This window comes from Pedococcus dokdonensis (assembly GCF_900104525.1).
Classification (GTDB): Bacteria; Actinomycetota; Actinomycetes; order Actinomycetales; family Dermatophilaceae; genus Pedococcus; species Pedococcus dokdonensis.
In genome coordinates this window covers 3,358,969-3,375,881 of record NZ_LT629711.1, presented here as the reverse complement: position 1 = coordinate 3,375,881, position 16,913 = coordinate 3,358,969, and the positions used below count along the sequence as shown (strand labels likewise).

The following is a 16,913-nucleotide window of genomic DNA, read 5'->3' as shown; positions in this document are numbered from 1 at the left end:
GCGCAACGATGAAGGTTCACTGAAGAAGCACCCGGTAGGGCTCTTGGCAGCTCGGCCGCGCGCGATGGCCTGCGACGATGTCGCCATGAGCACCTCCGACGCCGCCCAACCAGCCAGCGAAGTACGCGGGCTGCGCGCTCTGGTCGTCGAGGACGACACCCCGATGGCCGACGTCATCGCCAGCTACCTGGACCGCGACGGGTTCGAGGTCCGCACCTGCGGCAACGGCCTCGACGCGGTCGACGTCGCCCGAGAGCTCGACCCCGACGTCGTCGTCCTCGACCTCGGGCTACCCGGGCAGGACGGGCTGGAGGTGTGCCGGCAGCTGCGCACCTTCTCCGACGCGTACGTCATCATGCTCACCGCCCGCACCGACGAGGTCGACACCCTCGTCGGGTTGTCCGTCGGGGCCGACGACTACATGACCAAACCGTTCAGCCCCCGAGAGCTCGTCGCGAGGTTGCGCGCCATGCTGCGCCGCCCCCGGCCCATCGGCGGACACGGGAATGCCGCGCCGCAGCTGCGCACCTTCGGCGACCTGTCCATCGACCCACTCGGCCGCGACGTTTGGATTGGTACCGAGCCGGTTCCCTTGACCCGCACCGAGTTCGACCTCCTCGCTGCCCTGTCAGCCAGGCCGCAGATGGCGTTCAGCCGACGACAGCTCATCGAGGACGTGTGGGGGTCGGGATGGGTCGGTGACGAGCACCTCGTCGACGTCCACGTGCTCCACCTGCGTCGCAAGCTCGGTGACGACGCCACCACGTCCCGGTTCATCCGCACCGTTCGCGGCATCGGGTACCGGATGGGGACCGGCGCATGACCACCCCGGCGCAGCCGACGCCCCCGCCCTCGCCCGAATCAGCGCGCTCAACGCCGTCGTCACGAACGCCGGCACCTTCGTCGTCAGGGCGGGAACGGCGGCGTCCCGCGGGGCTGTCGACGCGCCTGCTGCTCGCCCAGGGGCTGCTCCTGGTCGCCGGGGCAGGCACAGCATGGCTCGTCGCCATCGCCATCGGCCCCGGCATCTTCCACCAGCACATGATCGAGGCCGGCGGCACCCACACCCCGGCCGAGCTCGACCACATCGAGCGCGGTTTCCGTGACTCGCTCGTCGTGGCGCTGTCCACCGGCCTGGTCGCCGCCGTCCTCATCGCCCTGGTCGTCACGTGGTGGTTCAGCCGACGCCTGCGCACCTCCACCGCTGCCGTCGCCGCGTCCACCACCCGCATCAGCCACGGCCACTACGACACCCGCGTGCCGACCGTCGGCCTCGGTCTGGAGTTCGACCACCTCGCCGACACCGTGAACGAGCTCGCCACCCGCCTCGGGCACGTCGAACAGACCCGCACCCGGCTGCTGGCCGACCTCGCCCACGAGATGCGCACCCCCCTGGCCAGCATCGACGCCCACCTCGAGGCCATCGAGGACGGGGTCCGCACCACCGACGCAGCCACGATGGCCGTCCTGCGCGGCAACAGCCGGCGCCTGCACCGCTTGGCCAACGACATCACCACCGTCAGCCGCGCTGAGGAAGGACGCCTGGACCTGCGACGGACACCCACGGCAGCGGCCGACCTCCTGCGCGGCGCCGCCTCTGCTGCCGCGGACGCCTACTCCACCGCTGGTGTCTCCCTGCGGACCGAGGTCAACACCCCCGCCACCATCGACGTCGACCCCGACCGCATCAGCCAGGTCCTGACGAACCTGCTCGACAACGCCCTGCACCACACCAGCGCCCCAGGAGCAGTCACCCTCAGCGCCCGCCGCGGTCACGACCACACGGTCGAGCTCGTCGTCACCGACACCGGCGACGGCATCAGCGAAGCCGACCTGCCGCACATTTTCGAACGGTTCTACCGCGCCGACCCGTCCCGCCAGCACCGCGGCGGCAGCGGCATCGGACTGACCATCAGCCGCGCCATCATCGACGCCCACGGCGGCACCCTCGTCGCCACCAGCAACGGACCCGGATGCGGCGCCACCTTCACCGCCACCCTCCCCGAATCCGGGCACCACCACCCCTGACCCGCCGTGCGGCGGGCCCCGCACAAGGACCTTCACCCCTTGACATCATACCCCTAGGGGTATCGTGGTGGATATGGACACGACCCCCGACCACGCGAACCACTCCGACCTGCCGGGGGATCTGCGGGTGTCGTCGGTGAAGGACCCCGTCTGCGGCATGGACGTCGACCCCGCCACCAGCGAGCACCGCACCGACCTCGACGGGGGCACCCACCACTTCTGCTCGCCCGGGTGCAAAGCGAAGTTCGACACCGACCCCAGCGCATACCTGGTCGCCGGACCCGAGGCGCACCTACACCACGCCGACCACACCGCTCACGCCGCCGCCGCTGGCGACTCCGGTGGTGGCGTGGCGGCGGCCGAGTGGACGTGCCCGATGCACCCCGAGATCCGCCGGCCCGGGCCCGGCACGTGCCCTATCTGCGGCATGGCTCTCGAACCGGTAACCGTCACCGCCGACAGTGGCCCCAACCCCGAGCTGGCCGACATGACCCGCCGGTTCAAGCTCGCAACCGCGCTGAGCATCCCGGTCCTCATCCTGGGCATGGGCCGCGACCTGGTCCCAGCCCTGCACGATGCCGTCTCCGCGACGGCGTCGAACTGGGTCCAGCTGGCATTCGCGACACCGGTCGTGCTGTGGGCAGGTGCCCCGTTCTTCGCCCGGGGCTGGACCTCGGTGCGCACGATGAAGCTGAACATGTTCACCCTCATCGCGATGGGCACCGGCGTCGCGTGGTTGTTCAGCGTGGTCGCCACCGTGGCGCCCGGGGTGTTCCCGGAGTCGTTCCGCATGGACGGCGGGGTCGCGGTCTACTTCGAAGCGGCCGCCGTCATCACCGCCCTCGTCCTGCTCGGCCAGGTCCTCGAGTTGCGCGCACGAGAGAGCACCTCGGGCGCCATCCGGGCGCTGCTCGACCTGACCCCGAAGACCGCCCGCCGACTCGACGACTCCGGGACCGAGACCGACGTGCCGCTGGAGAGGGTCGTCGTCGGCGACCTGCTGCGCGTCCGTCCCGGGGAGTCCGTCCCCGTCGACGGACAGGTCCACGACGGGTCCTCCACCCTGGACGAGTCCATGGTGACCGGCGAGTCCATGCCCGTCACCAAGGCGGCAGGCGACCCGGTCATCGGTGGCACCGTCAACCAGACCGGTTCCCTGGTCGTGCGCGCCGGCAAGGTGGGCGCCGACACGATGCTGGCCCGCATCGTGCAGATGGTCGCCGACGCGCAACGCTCCCGGGCACCCATCCAGCGCCTCGCCGACCGGGTCTCAGCCCTGTTCGTGCCTGCCGTCATCTTGGCGGCGATCGTCGCGTTCATCATCTGGGCCACGCTCGGCCCTGACCCCCGTCTCGCGCACGCCCTCGTGATCGCCGTCAGTGTGCTCATCATCGCCTGCCCCTGTGCCCTCGGCCTGGCGACACCGGTGTCCATCATGGTGGGAGTGGGACGAGGTGCGTCGTTGGGCGTGCTCATCAAGAACGCCGAGGCGCTCGAGCTGCTCGAGAAGGTCGACACCCTCGTCGTCGACAAGACCGGCACCCTCACCCAGGGACGGCCATCCCTGACCCACATCACGCCTGCGGCCGGGTTCGACAAGAGCGACGTGCTGCGCCTGGCGGCCGCAGTCGAACGACCCTCCCAGCACCCACTCGGGGCAGCCATCGTCGCCGCCGCCACCGACGCCGACCTGACCGTCCCGGAGGTGACACACTTCGACGCCCCCACCGGCAAGGGAGTCCTCGGAACCGTCGACGGGCGACGGGTCCTGGTCGGCACCGCCTCGTTCCTGACTGCCGAGAACGTCCCCACGAGCGCTCTGGACGGGGAGGCGGACCGGTTGCGCACCGACGGCGCCAGCGCCGTCTACGTCGCCGTCGACGGAAGCTTGGCCGCGGTCCTGGCCATCGCCGACCCCGTCAAGGACACCACCGCATCAGCCCTGAACGCCCTGCGCCGGGACGGCCTCGAGGTCGTCATGCTCACCGGCGACAACACCAGGACCGCCCAGGCCGTCGCACGCACCTTGGGCATCGACCGGGTCGAGGCCGAAGTCATGCCCGACCACAAAGCCGACGTCGTCACCAGACTCCGCGCCGAGGGCAAGGTCGTGGCCATGGCCGGCGACGGCGTCAACGACGCACCCGCCCTCTCCGCGGCCGATGTCGGCATCGCCATGAGCACCGGGACCGACGTGGCCATCGAGAGCGCCGGCGTCACCCTCCTGCGCGGCGACCTCAACGGCATCGTCGCAGCCCGCGCCCTGTCCAAGGCCACCATGGGCAACATCCGCCAGAACCTCGTGTTCGCCTTCGTCTACAACGCTGCCGGAATCCCCCTGGCAGCGGGTGTCCTGTACCCGGCGTTCGGGCTGCTGCTCTCACCGATGATCGCCGCCGCAGCGATGGCACTGTCATCGGTCAGCGTCATCAGCAACGCGCTGCGGCTACGGAGTCGTCGCCTGTAGGCGGTATCCGCGTTGTCGTAGGGACTGGTGAGGCCGTGAGCCCTCGCCCGGTCAGCGTTCAACGCGTCTGCCAGGCGGAGCAGCTGACCTCATCCGAAGGTGACCGACCGGCGCCTCACGCTGCGGTGAGAGCGGCGACGGCCGGGTTTGAATGTGTCAGCGAGGACGACGAACTCGTCTGCAGCAAGCAGCGGGAGCACGGTGCGCTCTCGTCCGCGTTGCCGCCGACGAGGGCGTTGACGAAACCGCGGCAGGTTGGCGCGTCGGCTGAGGGTGGGCGTGACGGCGTGGCCCGCGCCGAGTGTCGAGGGCGCGGCGGGTGTAGGCATCTCAGGCGAGGGTGAGGAAGAGCTTCTCCATCGTGGCCTGGTCCTCCGCGTTGATGCCGTCGGGTGAGGACATGCACTCACGCATGCCGGAGGAGACGATGGCGAAGCCGGCCCGGTCCAGGGCTCGGTTGACGGCGGCGAGCTGGGTGACGACGTCGCGGCAGTCGCGGCCTTCCTCGATGAGGCGGATGACGCCGCCGAGCTGGCCCTGGGCGCGGCGCAGGCGGTTGATGACGGGGGTCATGTCGTCGGTGTTGAGGGTGACCATGGTGGTGCTCCTTGCGGGGAGGTGGTGGCGGGGTCAGGCGGTGAGGGCGGTGAGGGCGGCCGTGAGTCGTTCGCGGGCGTCGGCGGCGACGTCGATGAGGTTCTCGTTGCGGGTCATGGTGACCATGACCTTGGGGTCCATGGCCTCGACGAGGGTGGTGGTGTCATCGATGGCGCGGACGACCACGTTGCACGGCAGTAGCAGCCCGATGGACGGCTCGGCCTGGACCGCGGCGTACGCCAAAGGCGGTCGGCAGGCGCCGAGGATGACCTGGGCGGGGATGTCGACGTCGAGCTTGGCCTTGAGTGTGGCCGCGAGGTCGATCTCGGTCAGGACGCCGAAGCCCTGGTCGGCCAGGGCTGACCTCGCGGCCTCGAGGGTAGGTCCGAACGGCTGGTCGACGGTGGCGCTCAGGGCGTAGCTCACGGGTGAGTCTCCTTGGTCAGTGCTGACGGTGGCGCTTGGCGGAGCCGTGCGGGTGCTGGCGGCAGCCAGTCACGCGGGCTGGGTCTGCTGGGCGAGCTGGGTGCGGATGGCGTCCATGTCCAGGGCGCGCACGCCGTCGATGACCTGCTCCAGGCCGGCTGCGGGCAGGGCGCCGGGCTCGGAGAACACCAGGATGCCGTCGCGGAACGCCATCAGGGTGGGGATGGACGTGATCTTCGCAGCAGCGGCGAGGGCCTGCTCGGCCTCGGTGTCGACCTTGCCGAACACGATGTCCTCGTGCTGGATCGAGGCTGCCTCGAAGACCGGGGCGAACTGGCGGCACGGGCCGCACCAGGACGCCCAGAAGTCGACCATTACGATGCCGCCGCCGGTGATGGTGGACTCGAAGTTCTGCCCGGTCAGGGTCGTGGTGCTCATGGGGTTCTCCTTGGTCTGCTGAGGTGAGGATACCTGCTGGGGTATGCAGCGCCCGGCCAGTCTGCTCCATTCCCAATGCCCGGAGGGATACCCCGTGGGGTACGTCACATGCCCGCTTCGCGATTTGACGGGAATGCCCCGGGGGGTACTACTCTTGGCCTCATCGGATACCCCACTGGGTATCGGAGTCCCCGTGAAGGAGAGCCGTCAGATGTCCGAGGTCAGCCTCGAAGCGTTCGCCGCGGCCCACGCCGACGGTGCTGCCGTCATCGACGTCCGGGAGCCCGGCGAGTACGTCGGTGGCCACGTCCCCGGTGCCGTGCTGATGCCGATGGGACAGCTGCCCTCGCGCACCAGCGAGCTCGCCCGGGACCAGACCGTGTACGTCATCTGCGCCAGCGGCAACCGATCCGGCGCCATGACCGACTACCTCGTCCGCGCCGGCTTCGATGCCGTCTCGGTCGCCGGCGGCACGTCCGCCTGGGCCAGCACGGGCCGCCCCGTCGTCACCGGACAGCGCCCGACCGCCTGACCCTGCCCGGCCAGCAACGCACCCAGACCAGTCCCGGAAGGACACCCATGAGCACCGCCACCACGACCGTGAGCACCCCGGTCATCGTCCCCATCGACACCCCCACCCTAGGTGACCGTTCCTACCTGGCCCATGACGGTCAGGTCGGCGTGGTCATCGACCCGCAGCGCGACATCGACCGCGTCCTGGCCCTGGCCTCGGACGCCGGCGTGCGCATCACCGACGTGTTCGAGACCCACATCCACAACGACTACGTCACCGGTGGCCTCGCCCTCGCCCAGGCCACCGGCGCCCGCTACCACGTCAACGCCGCCGACGAGGTGTCCTACGACCGTTCGCCCATCAGCGATGGCGACGTCATCGACGTGTCCGCAACGATGCGGGTCCGCGCCATCGCGACTCCCGGCCACACCTACACGCACCTGTCCTACGCCCTCGAGTCGGCCGAGCAGGCGGGCGACGAGTTCGAGCCGGTCGGCGTGTTCACCGGCGGGTCCCTGCTGTTCGGGGCTACCGGCCGCCCGGACCTGCTGGGGCATGACCACACGAACGACCTGGTCCACCACCAGTTCGCGTCGGCCCACCGCCTCGCGGACGAGCTCCCCGAGCACACCCACGTCCTGCCCACCCATGGCTTCGGGTCGTTCTGCTCCGCCGGCTCGACTGGCGACACGACCGCCTCCACGATCGGGGCGGAGAAGCGCCAGAACCCGGCCCTCACCCAGGACGAGGAGCGCTGGGTCGCGAACACCCTCGCTGGCCTCGACGCCTACCCCGCCTACTACGCGCACATGGCCCCCGCCAACAGTGCCGGGCCTGTCGCCCCAGACCTCGCCACCCCCGAGGAAGCGGACAAGGACACCCTCGCCGCGCGCATCGCGGCCGGTGAATGGGTCGTCGACCTGCGCACCCGCACCGCGTACGCAGCCGGGCACGTCACCGGCACCCTCAACTTCGGCCTCGACGGCCAGTTCGCCACCTACCTCGGCTGGCTCATCCCGTGTGGCACCCCGCTGACCCTGCTCGGGGACAGCCCCGACCAAGTGGCCGAGGCCCAGCGTGAGCTCGTTCGCATCGGCATCGACCACCTCGCCGGCGCCGCCACCGGCACCCCGCACCAGTGGACCGACGACGAACTCGGCGCCTTCGAGCGGGCCGTGTTCGGCGACCTCGCCCAGGTCCGCCACCACCGCCGGGTCACCGTCCTGGACGTCCGCCGCGCGTCGGAGTTCGACACCGGGCACATCGACGGCGCCTTCAACATCCCCCTGCACGAGCTGCTCGCCCGCGTCGACGAAGTCCCTGCCGGTGAGGTCTGGGTGCACTGCGCCGGCGGCTACCGCGCCTCCATCGCCGCCTCGGTCCTGGCCGCCCGCGGCATCCCCGTGGTGGCAGTCGACGACAGCTTCGACGAGAACGCCGCCAGCTCCGGCCTGCCCATCACCGCAGCGGCCTGACCCTCTTTCACCCGCGTACGACCCCATCCCTCGAAGGAGAACCACCATGTGCCGTCCCGCCACCTGCAAGGTCTGCGGCAAGACCACCTGGGCCGGCTGCGGCCAGCACGTCGACCAGGTCATGGCCAGCGTGCCCCGCTCCGACCGCTGCCCCGGCCACAGCGCCCAGGAGCAGGCCGCCGCCGGCGGTGGGTCATTCCTGAGCCGCCTGTTCGGCAGGAACTGACCGGTACCCACCCAAGACCGGGCGTCGCCCTCATCCCCCATGGCGGCGGCGCCCAGACCGGGACGCACACCCCCCGTACCGCGTCCTGGTCAACCCGTCGGGGGCCGGCGCCCCTGCGCCGGTCCCCGACAGGCCCACGAAACCTAGGAGAGAACACCCACCGTGTCGCCCCTGGTCCTGCCCCTCGGAGTGCTCATCGGCCTCGCCCTCGGCGCCCTCGGCGGTGGCGGCTCCATCCTCACCGTCCCCGCCCTGGTGTACCTGCTCGACCAAGACCCACGGTCGGCCACCACCAGCTCCCTGCTCATCGTCGGAGCCACGTCCCTCATCGCCCTGGTCCCGCACGCCCGCGCCGGACGCGTCCGGTTCGTTCAGGGTCTGACGTTCGGAGCTCTGGGGACCGCGGGGTCGTTCGCCGGGTCCGCACTCGCCTCACACGTGGACCCGCAGGTGCTGCTGACCGCGTTCGCCGGCCTCATGCTCGTCGTCGCCACCCTCATGATCCGCCGTTCCCTACGCAACCCGCAGTCGAGCAGCGACCTCGAGGACCCCACCGTCGAGCCCATCCTCACCTTCCACCCCATCACCTGCGCCTGCCCCCGCCTGGCCAAGGTCGTCGTCACCGCCACTGCCGTGGGCCTGCTCACCGGGTTCTTCGGAGTCGGCGGCGGCTTCGTCCTCGTCCCCGCCCTCGTGCTCGCCCTGTCGTTCCCGATGCCCGTAGCCGTCGGCACCTCGCTGCTGGTCATCGCCGTCAACAGCGCCACAGCCCTGACCGCCCGCATTACCACCGGTGGCACCCACCTCGACTGGCGCCTCATCGCCGGGTTCACCGCAGCCGCCATCGCCGGCAGCCTGTTCGGCGGCCGCATCACCACCCGCGTCGAACCCCGCCACCTCACCCAGGCATTCGCCGTCCTGTTGGTCGCCGTGGCGGTGTACATCGCAGCCAACAGCATCGCCTCCTTGCGCTGACGTCAGGACGGGGGACGTTGTGTCCTGTGACTTCCAAGCCCTCTCTCTAGCGTCAGTAGTGCTGGATCAGGAGCTAGGAGTGAGACGCTTGAGGCGACTACTGGTTCTCGGTGGCGGTACTGCCGGGACGATGATCGTGAACAAGCTGCGGCGCAGGCTGCCGGCGCGGGAGTGGGACATCACCGTCGTCGACCGCGACGACGAGCACCGGTACCAGCCCGGTTACCAGGTCTGACGGTCGGACCTGCCGCCCGGCCGCCGCGTAGCCGGCCGAACGGGAGGGCGACGATGACGACGCGTTCGCGCCTCCTGGATGCGGGCTTGAGAGGTGAGATGTTGCACGAGTTGGTGCACGGATGATCGGAAATGGCCGCTGACCTGCGCGTTCGTCTACGTCTGAGAAGCGGAAGGTCGGCGGTTCGACCCTGCCTACGGCCACCAGCAACACCGCAGGTCAGGCACTGCGTATCCCTTCGTCAGACAGCCCACGTTTCGAACGACCGCGATCTGCCCCTCTGAAGGTGTGCACGCCACCGGCTCGAGTTGAGTCCAGCACAGTGGTGTACGGCGAGGAAAGGGCGCGGATCACGAGCCCGAGCCAAGGTCTGGGGGTCACAGCTCGGGCGTTGCTGCCTGCCCTCCGGCATCCTGTTCGGACGCTGCTCGCGCCGGGCCTTCTGGGTGGTGAAGGTGCCGGTCGATGGCATCGGCGACGGCGCCGTCGGTCAGCGGGAGCGCGTGGGCGTATTCGCGCAGGGTAGTGGCGGCGTCGGCGTGCCCGAGCCGGGCCTGTGCAGCGAGGATCTCGCCGCGAGCGACCAGGAAGGTCGCGACGGAGTGCCGCAGCCGGTGCAGGGTGGCGTCAGGGACTCCGGCGGCGTCGCGCACGAGCGCGAAGCGGTGACCGAGGACTTCGGCGCCGAGTCTGCGTTGGTGGGCCAGGTCGGGGCTGAACAGCCATGGACCCACCGGTTGCCGGGCTCGCGTCGACCATTGCCGTTCCAGGTGGTGCCACAGCTGTGCGGTGGAGCACCCGACCGTGAGCGCGCGGCTTCGTCCGGACTTGGGCGTCGTGAGCTGACCGGCGGACAGGGCGCGTTCGATGGTCAGGACGCGGCCGTCCAGGTCGGCCACGCGCAGGGCGGCCAGCTCGCCGCGGCGGGCGCCGGTGTCGGCGGCGAGCCGAACCAGGAGCAGGTCCTGCTCGGCGCGGCGCAGCCGGCCCGCGGAGCCGGTGTCGCCGGGGCGGTGGTTGGCGTGGGCTTCCAGGACGGCGGTCTCGGCGGTGGCGATCAGCGCCCGCACGGCGTGGTCGGGCAGGGGGCGTCGGGGTGGGACGCGGCCGGGGCTGCGCATCCCGCGCAGTGGGTGCTCGGGCAGGGTGCGTTCGTCCCAGGCCCAGGACAGTGCCGAGCGGAGCACCCGGAACCGGCCGCCCACCACGGACAGGGTGGCGCCGGCGGCGGTCCATCGTGTCATCGCGGCCCGCACCAGCGCCCGCACCGAGAGGACCTGCTCCGGGAGGCTGAGCAGCGCCGGCTCGTCATGCAGGCTCGTGCGGCCCGTCCCCGCCGCGGACTGACCCAGGCGCAGGCCGCAGGGGCCCGGGTCGGCGAGAGGCTTCGCCTGCTGGCAAAGCCCGCACCCGCCTCGAGCGTGGTCTGTGCACCGCAGCCGGTGTGCTGCCCTGCCTGATCCCGACCCAAGCGGTGAGGCCCGAACCACCCTGGAGGTTCGGGCCTCCGGCCTGACAGGGGTCAGGACGCTTGTGCGAGCCGCGGGGCCAGCGCGGCTACCCGTGTCGCGAGGTCGTCGTAGGCGGCGTCGAATGCGGCCTCCGTGCCGTGCGGAACCGGGTCCAGGACCGACCAGTGCACCCAGCCAAGGCCGCCGAGCTCCTCGTGCGCGCGGTCGCACACGGTGATGACCAGGTCCCCGTCGCGCGCGACCGCGTCGAGCAGCTGCGGGGCGACGTCCGGCACCGGGAGGCGGTGGCGGCCGGCGGTCTTCACCGCACCGGGATGGATGCGTTCACCCGGGTGGGTCCCAGCGGAAATCGCGGCGATGGGGCTGGCTCGGCGCCAGAGCGCGGCGGCCAGGTGGGAGCGGGCGGTGTTCGCGGAGCACACGAACACCACGCGTGAGGCCGAACCCAGCACCGATCCGCCAGTCAGGTTCGGGTCGGCGGCAGGGCCCAGCGAGAGGTACCAGCGGCGCCCGTCGCCCTCGGAGCGGCGACGGGTCACCAGGTCGGCCTGCTCGAGGACCTTGAGGTGGTGGGCCAGCAGGTTCGACGGCACGTCCAGCTCGGCGCCGACCTCGGATGCTGACGCATCGCCCACGGTGAGCAGGTCGACGATCTGCAGGCGCGTCACCTCCGCCAAGGCCCCGTGGACCTTCGCTCGCGACTCCAACTCGGCAGTTCGCTCAATGTTCATTGCCTCAAGTTTGACTGAGACGTTCTCCCGCGTCAACATGGTCGGGTGAGCACTCCCGCACCGCCGCTGCCCCGCCGTCTCCTCGCCGAGTTCCTCGGGACCGCCCTGCTTGTCGCCGTTGTGGTCGGGTCAGGCATCGCCGCCCAGCAACTGTCCCCGGAGGACGTCGGGCTGCAGCTGCTGGAGAACAGCATCGCGACCGTGCTCGGGCTCACCGTCCTGATCCTCCTGTTCGGTCCCGTCTCCGGTGCCCACTTCAACCCGGTCGTGTCGTTGGCCGACTGGTTCCTCGGTCGTCGCACGGGGCACGGCTTGACCCTGCCGGACGTGGGCGCGTACACGGTTGCGCAGGTCCTCGGCTCGATCGGCGGGTCGGTGCTGGCCAACGCGATGTTCGACGTCGGCACGTCGATCTCCACCAAGGACCGTGCCACCGGTGGGCGCCTGCTCGCCGAGGTGGTCGCCACCACCTTCCTGCTCGCGCTGATCTTCGCCCTGGTCCGCTCCGGCCGCGGCGCAATCGCGGCCCCCGCCGTTGGGGCTTACATCGGGGCCGCGTACTGGTTCACCAGCTCCACCTCGTTCGCCAACCCCGCTGTCACCATCGGACGCATCTTCTCCGACACGTTCGCCGGGATCGCCCCCGGCTCCGCCGTCGCGTTCATCGCCGCCCAGCTCGTCGGCCTCGCCGTCGGGATCGTCGTCACGCTCGGCCTCTACCCGGACATCAGCGCCACCGCCGACGACGTGGTTGTCCCCCACCCCGCCCACTCCACGCCCAGGAGTACCCCGTGACACTTCACGCCACCGACCCGTACTCCGCCATTGTCGACGACCTCGCCTACTCGTACGACGGAGTGTTCTCCCGCGAGAGTGTGGCCGGAGCCGTGGCCGATGCGCGCCACCTCCTCGAACCGGTCTCGACGGTGCAGACGTTCCTGCCGATCCTGGTGGCCAGGCACGCCAAGGAACAGCTCACGGCGGCCGCCCAGGCCGAAGGGCGCGTAGCCAAGGCCGTCCCAGAACTGCTGTTCGTGTGCGTCCAGAACGCCGGACGGTCGCAGATGGCCGCCGCTCTCGCCGAGCACCTGTCCGCCCACCGGGTCCACGTCCGGTCCGCCGGGTCCGCCCCGGCCGGGAGCATCAACCCGCTCGTCGTCGAGGTCCTCGCCGAACGCGGTATCGCCCTGACCACGGCTTACCCCAAGCCCTTGTCCGACAACGTCATCGGCGCAGCGGACGTCATCATCACCATGGGCTGCGGCGACGCCTGCCCGATCTTCCCCGGCAAGCGGTACGAGGACTGGAACGTCGCCGACCCCGCCGGGCGGCCCATCGAGGTCGTCCGTGACATCCGAGACGACATCCAGGCCCGCGTCACCGCATTGCTGCGCGACATTCTCAACTGACCCCTCCACCCCAGGAAGCCACCATGAGCACCGACCAGGCCACCAGCCGCCCGTCCGTCTTGTACGTCTGCGTCCACAACGCCGGACGGTCCCAGATGGCCGCCGCCTACACCCACCACCTGTCCGGTGGCGCCGTCGAGGTCCGCTCCGCCGGTTCCGCCCCCGCCGAGTCGATCAACCCCGCCGTCCGCGAGGCCATGCTCGAAGAGGGCGTCGACATCTCCGCCGAGAAGCCCAAGATCCTGACCAACGAAGCCGTCCAGGCCTCCGACGTCGTCATCACGATGGGCTGCGGCGACACCTGCCCCATCTACCCAGGCAAGCGGTACGAGGACTGGACTCTCGAAGACCCGGCCGGGCAGGGCGTGGACTCGGTCCGACCGATCCGCGACGAAATCAAAGAGCGAGTCCTGACCCTCCTCAAGGAGCTCCAGGTCGAGCCCCTCCCGCGCCGGACGTGACGTGACGTAACGTGAGCGGACGCCGGGAGATGGTCTCGGCGAGCTAGTTGATCATTGGCGGCGGGACCGGCGCCGCACAAGGCGGGACCTGAACACCAGGGAAAGCTGCAGCTGCTCGTTCGTCCAGGCCTTTTCGATTCCCTTGCTGCAGGCGCGCAGTCGCTCCGCCCGCCTCGGGAAGCAGGTCTGCGAGGTCAGCTCGGCACGCGGACAGTGAGGGTCGTAAGGAGGGCGGACAGCCAGGGCATTCGTCACTGAGCGATTTCGCCGAGGACGTAGATGACGAGGAAGCCGAGGAAGAACATAGCGGCGAGCAGAGTCGTCTCCTGTTCCTCGTGGGCCTCGACGAGGAGCTCCTCAACGGCGAGGTAAAGCAGCGCCGCGGCGCCAAATGCCAGGACGGCCGCCAGCACCGGTCTGGTCGCGTCGCTGAGCAGGGCAGCCCCGCCAATGGCCCCGACAGCTGTCGACAGCCCGACCGCGGAGCAGGTGACCGCTGCCCGGGTCCTGCTCAGACCTGAGTCCACGAGTTCCGCGGCCAAGGACAGGCCCAGGAACAGGATCTCGATGGTCAGCGCGATCGTGAGGATGAGGCCCTGAGTTGCACCGAGGGTTGCTCCCAGCCCAACCAGCACCCCGTCCAGGAGCAGGTCGATCGCCACGGTGGCCAGCAATGCCAGAGGCACGGCTGCCGCGGTGGTCCGTGCGGCTGCACCCAACGCGGCCTGGTGCGATTCCAGAGCCTTCTCGCGGTTGCGGCTGTATGCGCTCAGGGCGAGCAGGACGGCGACACCCGAGGCGAACCCGACCACCGCCCAGGGCAGGTTCCCCTCCTCCCGGAGCCCTGGCAGGACCTCTCCGACGAGGGCAGCCATGACGACCCCGGCCGCGAAGTGCTGGATGCCGCTGGACAGGCGCGGCCCGGGGCGGCGCAACACCGCGGTGACGGACCCAGCGACGGCTGCGCTAACCGGGAACGCGACAAGTATGGCGGCCTGCCCCACGGCGTTCATGAGCCTCTCCTTGCTTGGTCCGGCGGCGCTTGTGGCTGCCCGTGCTTCGGCCGCCCTTTGAGCCAGCACGTGGGTATGCGCGGCCGGTTGCCTTTCGTCGTGTGGCAGGAACTGGCGCGCGCCATCGCCGGCGCGCTCACCGCCGCTCCTGGCTCAGAAAGTGTGCCACCCATGCCGCGGCAGCGAAAAGCACCGCGGGAAAGAGCAGGGTGGTGGCGCTCAGAGCTCCCCGCAACGCGAGCACAATTACTAGACCAAGGATGGCGAGTGCCAACGCCGGCAGGGCACGGCCTCGGCGGGACCGGCGCAGCGGCGCAGGCTTTGCGACGGGATCTTCAGCACGCTGGGGTGGGCTGTTGTCGGAAGCCCTCATTCCCTGCGGCCTTCAGGCCGGGCGGGCAGGACGACCGAGAACTCGGCCCCCATGTCAGGGCCGTCGCTATGAGCAACGAGCCGTCCTCCGTGGGCTTCGGTGATGGCCCTGCTGATAGTCAGTCCGATGCCGGCGCCGCCGTGATCGCGGTCCCTGGCGGTGTCGCCCCGGTAGAACCGCTCGAACAGGTGGGGCAGCGCGTCCGCCGGGATGCCTTCGCCGGTGTCCTGCACGGTGAGCGTGACCGTATCCGTGGCGACCTGCGCGCTCAGCTGGACGGTGCCGCCGGGAGTGGTGTGCCGCAATGCGTTTGCGAGCAGGTTGGACAGGACCTGCGCCATGCGCTGCGCGTCCACGCTGACGACATACCCAGCCCCCCTACGCGGGTCGGCGAGCAGGTTCACCCCCTTGCGGGCGTACCGGTCCCGGAAGGTGGCGCCCGCGTTCCAGATGAGGTCTGACACCGCAGCGTCGTGCAGCTCCAATTGCATTCGACCCTCTTCGGCGCGGGAGACGTCGTCGATGTCCTCAATGAGGCGGATGAGGCGGCTTGCTTGTTCGCGCATCACGGACGCGGTGTCCTCGTCCCACTCCACGACCCCATCCTCCAGACCCTCCAGGTACCCCTCGATCGTGGTGACGGGGGTACGCATCTCGTGCGCAAGATCGGACAGGAGACGGCGGCGGGTGTCCTCCACGCTGTCGAGGCGGTCGGCCATCTGGTTGAACGCGACCGCCAGCTGGTCGAATTCGGCACCGATGCCGGATGCGGACACGTGCACGTGTCGACCCTGGGCCACGTCGCCCGCGGCCTGAGCCAGTGCGGTGAGGGGGCCTTGGATGCGCCGTGTGAGGTAGACGCTGACAGCCAGTGCGATGAGGAGCGCGGTAACGAGAGCCACCGCGAGGGCGATGAAGTTCGCGGACGCGAACGCGTCCTCGATGTGGTCGAGCTCGGGCGACTGGGTTGTGTGCCCAGCCTGCTGCAGGTGTTGGTGGAACAGCGGCGGGCCGACAAGGATGGCGACCCCCCAGCAGATGACCAGCCCAGCCACGAGCACGATCGCCTGAGTCACCAGGAGCCTGGTGACCAGTCCGCGTCGAGTCAGCATCGGTAGCGGGGACCTCATTCGCCGCTGCCCATCCGGTAACCCACACCGCGCACGGTGCGCACGTACCGTGGCGATGTCGGGTCGTCCCCGAGCTTGCGACGAAGGTGTCCGACGTGCACGTCGACGAGCCGTTCGTCACCACTCCAGGCGGAACCCCAGACATCCTCGATGAGCTGGGCTCTGCTGAACGCGAGCTTGGGCCGTGCGGAGAGGACACCGAGGATGTCGAACTCTGTTGGTGTGAGCTCGATCTGCGCCCCGGCGACGTGTACCTCGCGGCCAGCGGCGTCGATCACCAAGTCGCCGAACACGCGTGCCGGTTCCTCCGTGACGGTGTGTGCGACTGGCCCGGCTCGTGGTCGGCGCAGCATGGCCTGGACGCGGGCAATCAGCTCCCTGGGGCTGAATGGTTTGGTGACGTAGTCGTCTGCACCCACGGACAGGCCTACGAGCTTGTCGATCTCGTCGTCACGGGCGGTCAACATGACGATGTAGCAGTCGGAGAAGGTGCGCACGCGCCGGCATACTTCGACGCCGTCCATGCCAGGGAGGCCAAGGTCAAGGATGATCAGGTCCGGCTGCGCTTCCCTGGCGGCCTCGACGGCCTCGGGGCCCGAGTGGCACACCTGCGCAGCCATGCCAGCCTTCGTCAAGTACCCGGCGATGAGTCGTGCGAGAGCACGCTCGTCGTCGACGACGAGCACTCTTGCGACGGGTTCTGGACCGGTTCGGCCCTGGACGGCTGTCAGGCTCACGCCTCCAGTGTCACTGCCGGGTGCTTCGGAAGGGGCTGCGCTCCGCCTTCCCACGGCGGATCTTCGTCAGATCTTCATCGTTTCTCGGCAGTTTCACGGCAGTCATGTCGGACTGTGGCACACAGGACCGCCACACGGGCCCTTCAGCCGGTCGGTCCTAGGCGCGGCCGAGCACACCCCTGCGCTCCGGCCGCGCCGTCCAACCG

At 70.0% G+C, this 16,913-nt stretch carries 18 protein-coding genes; 10 read left to right on the top strand and 8 right to left on the bottom strand.

The window, feature by feature from the left end; genetic code table 11:
• The first annotated feature begins 85 nt into the window (after nucleotides 1-85).
• From BLQ34_RS15900 to BLQ34_RS15890, 3 genes are all read left to right on the top strand, one after another.
• Complete coding sequence (locus BLQ34_RS15900) at nucleotides 86-823, top strand: response regulator transcription factor (protein WP_091787681.1); 738 nt, start codon at nucleotides 86-88, stop codon at nucleotides 821-823.
• Complete coding sequence (locus BLQ34_RS15895) at nucleotides 820-2,028, top strand: sensor histidine kinase (RefSeq protein ID WP_091787679.1); 1,209 nt, start codon at nucleotides 820-822, stop codon at nucleotides 2,026-2,028. The genes BLQ34_RS15900 and BLQ34_RS15895 overlap by 4 nt, the downstream gene beginning before the upstream one ends.
• Nucleotides 2,029-2,101: 73 nt before the next feature.
• The gene (locus BLQ34_RS15890; protein ID WP_091787676.1) at nucleotides 2,102-4,495 is read left to right on the top strand and encodes a heavy metal translocating P-type ATPase; all 2,394 of its coding nucleotides are present in this window, start codon (nucleotides 2,102-2,104) and stop codon (nucleotides 4,493-4,495) included.
• 330 nt (nucleotides 4,496-4,825) lie between these two features.
• Here BLQ34_RS15890 and BLQ34_RS15885 read toward each other — a convergent pair whose 3' ends face one another.
• The 3 genes from BLQ34_RS15885 to trxA form a co-directional block, all read right to left on the bottom strand.
• Nucleotides 4,826-5,092 carry a metal-sensitive transcriptional regulator gene (locus BLQ34_RS15885; RefSeq protein ID WP_056920565.1) on the bottom strand — a complete coding sequence of 89 codons (267 nt, stop codon included), beginning with the start codon at nucleotides 5,090-5,092 and terminating at the stop codon, nucleotides 4,826-4,828.
• A 33-nt stretch (nucleotides 5,093-5,125) separates the two neighbouring features.
• Nucleotides 5,126-5,518 carry a DUF302 domain-containing protein gene (locus BLQ34_RS15880; RefSeq protein WP_091787673.1) on the bottom strand — a complete coding sequence of 131 codons (393 nt, stop codon included), beginning with the start codon at nucleotides 5,516-5,518 and terminating at the stop codon, nucleotides 5,126-5,128.
• Nucleotides 5,519-5,587: 69 nt separating this feature from the next.
• Nucleotides 5,588-5,956 carry a thioredoxin gene (gene trxA, locus BLQ34_RS15875; protein WP_091787670.1) on the bottom strand — a complete coding sequence of 123 codons (369 nt, stop codon included), beginning with the start codon at nucleotides 5,954-5,956 and terminating at the stop codon, nucleotides 5,588-5,590.
• Nucleotides 5,957-6,167: 211 nt separating this feature from the next.
• On the opposite strand from trxA, the gene BLQ34_RS15870 reads away from it, so the two are divergent.
• The 4 genes from BLQ34_RS15870 (at nucleotide 6,168) to BLQ34_RS15855 (ending at nucleotide 9,146) form a co-directional block, all read left to right on the top strand.
• Entirely contained in the window at nucleotides 6,168-6,488 is a 321-nt protein-coding gene (locus BLQ34_RS15870; RefSeq protein ID WP_091787667.1) for a rhodanese-like domain-containing protein, read from the top strand.
• Between the two features lie 47 nt (nucleotides 6,489-6,535).
• The gene (locus BLQ34_RS15865) at nucleotides 6,536-7,945 is read left to right on the top strand and encodes an MBL fold metallo-hydrolase (protein ID WP_091787664.1); all 1,410 of its coding nucleotides are present in this window, start codon (nucleotides 6,536-6,538) and stop codon (nucleotides 7,943-7,945) included.
• Nucleotides 7,946-7,991: 46 nt separating this feature from the next.
• Entirely contained in the window at nucleotides 7,992-8,171 is a 180-nt protein-coding gene (locus BLQ34_RS15860; RefSeq protein ID WP_091787661.1) for a hypothetical protein, read from the top strand.
• 162 nt (nucleotides 8,172-8,333) lie between these two features.
• Nucleotides 8,334-9,146 carry a sulfite exporter TauE/SafE family protein gene (locus BLQ34_RS15855; protein WP_091787658.1) on the top strand — a complete coding sequence of 271 codons (813 nt, stop codon included), beginning with the start codon at nucleotides 8,334-8,336 and terminating at the stop codon, nucleotides 9,144-9,146.
• 612 nt (nucleotides 9,147-9,758) lie between these two features.
• On the opposite strand, the gene BLQ34_RS15850 is transcribed toward BLQ34_RS15855, so the two are convergent.
• Together BLQ34_RS15850 and BLQ34_RS15845 are read right to left on the bottom strand one after the other, a co-directional pair.
• Nucleotides 9,759-10,625, bottom strand: a complete 867-nt coding sequence (locus tag BLQ34_RS15850) for a tyrosine-type recombinase/integrase (RefSeq protein ID WP_157693103.1) — start codon at nucleotides 10,623-10,625, stop codon at nucleotides 9,759-9,761.
• A gap of 278 nt (nucleotides 10,626-10,903) precedes the next feature.
• The gene (locus tag BLQ34_RS15845) at nucleotides 10,904-11,620 is read right to left on the bottom strand and encodes an arsenate reductase/protein-tyrosine-phosphatase family protein (RefSeq protein WP_331712512.1); all 717 of its coding nucleotides are present in this window, start codon (nucleotides 11,618-11,620) and stop codon (nucleotides 10,904-10,906) included.
• Between the two features lie 9 nt (nucleotides 11,621-11,629).
• Between BLQ34_RS15845 and BLQ34_RS15840 the strand changes: the two genes are divergently transcribed.
• Genes BLQ34_RS15840 through BLQ34_RS15830 form a run of 3 tightly spaced genes read left to right on the top strand, consistent with a single transcriptional unit; the run spans nucleotide 11,630 to nucleotide 13,454 of the window.
• Complete coding sequence (locus BLQ34_RS15840) at nucleotides 11,630-12,379, top strand: aquaporin (RefSeq protein WP_091787649.1); 750 nt, start codon at nucleotides 11,630-11,632, stop codon at nucleotides 12,377-12,379.
• Nucleotides 12,376-12,993 (top strand): arsenate reductase ArsC, encoded by a 618-nt coding sequence (locus BLQ34_RS15835; RefSeq protein WP_091787646.1) that lies wholly within the window; start codon nucleotides 12,376-12,378, stop codon nucleotides 12,991-12,993. The genes BLQ34_RS15840 and BLQ34_RS15835 overlap by 4 nt, the downstream gene beginning before the upstream one ends.
• Before the next feature lie 23 nt (nucleotides 12,994-13,016).
• On the top strand, nucleotides 13,017-13,454 hold the full coding sequence (locus BLQ34_RS15830) for an arsenate reductase ArsC (RefSeq protein WP_091787644.1): 438 nt from the start codon (nucleotides 13,017-13,019) through the stop codon (nucleotides 13,452-13,454).
• A gap of 251 nt (nucleotides 13,455-13,705) precedes the next feature.
• On the opposite strand, the gene BLQ34_RS15825 is transcribed toward BLQ34_RS15830, so the two are convergent.
• The 3 genes from BLQ34_RS15825 to BLQ34_RS15815 all read right to left on the bottom strand — a co-directional run bounded on the left by BLQ34_RS15825 (nucleotide 13,706) and on the right by BLQ34_RS15815 (nucleotide 16,707).
• Nucleotides 13,706-14,467 (bottom strand): ZIP family metal transporter, encoded by a 762-nt coding sequence (locus BLQ34_RS15825; protein WP_091787641.1) that lies wholly within the window; start codon nucleotides 14,465-14,467, stop codon nucleotides 13,706-13,708.
• A gap of 369 nt (nucleotides 14,468-14,836) precedes the next feature.
• Entirely contained in the window at nucleotides 14,837-15,916 is a 1,080-nt protein-coding gene (locus BLQ34_RS15820; protein ID WP_331712511.1) for a sensor histidine kinase, read from the bottom strand.
• 50 nt (nucleotides 15,917-15,966) lie between these two features.
• Entirely contained in the window at nucleotides 15,967-16,707 is a 741-nt protein-coding gene (locus tag BLQ34_RS15815; protein WP_231961318.1) for a response regulator transcription factor, read from the bottom strand.
• Between the last annotated feature and the right edge of the window lie 206 nt (nucleotides 16,708-16,913).

Bases quoted from the DNA above. Each gene is read 5' to 3' on its own strand.
- BLQ34_RS15900 (WP_091787681.1), top strand. From the start codon at position 86: ATGAGCACCTCCGACGCCGCCCAACCAGCCAGCGAAGTACGCGGGCTG.
- BLQ34_RS15895 (WP_091787679.1), top strand. From the start codon at position 820: ATGACCACCCCGGCGCAGCCGACGCCCCCGCCCTCGCCCGAATCAGCG.
- BLQ34_RS15890 (WP_091787676.1), top strand. From the start codon at position 2,102: ATGGACACGACCCCCGACCACGCGAACCACTCCGACCTGCCGGGGGAT.
- BLQ34_RS15885 (WP_056920565.1), bottom strand. From the start codon at position 5,092: ATGGTCACCCTCAACACCGACGACATGACCCCCGTCATCAACCGCCTG.
- trxA (WP_091787670.1), bottom strand. From the start codon at position 5,956: ATGAGCACCACGACCCTGACCGGGCAGAACTTCGAGTCCACCATCACC.
- BLQ34_RS15870 (WP_091787667.1), top strand. From the start codon at position 6,168: ATGTCCGAGGTCAGCCTCGAAGCGTTCGCCGCGGCCCACGCCGACGGT.
- BLQ34_RS15865 (WP_091787664.1), top strand. From the start codon at position 6,536: ATGAGCACCGCCACCACGACCGTGAGCACCCCGGTCATCGTCCCCATC.
- BLQ34_RS15860 (WP_091787661.1), top strand. From the start codon at position 7,992: ATGTGCCGTCCCGCCACCTGCAAGGTCTGCGGCAAGACCACCTGGGCC.
- BLQ34_RS15850 (WP_157693103.1), bottom strand. From the start codon at position 10,625: ATGACACGATGGACCGCCGCCGGCGCCACCCTGTCCGTGGTGGGCGGC.
- BLQ34_RS15830 (WP_091787644.1), top strand. From the start codon at position 13,017: ATGAGCACCGACCAGGCCACCAGCCGCCCGTCCGTCTTGTACGTCTGC.
- BLQ34_RS15825 (WP_091787641.1), bottom strand. From the start codon at position 14,467: ATGAACGCCGTGGGGCAGGCCGCCATACTTGTCGCGTTCCCGGTTAGC.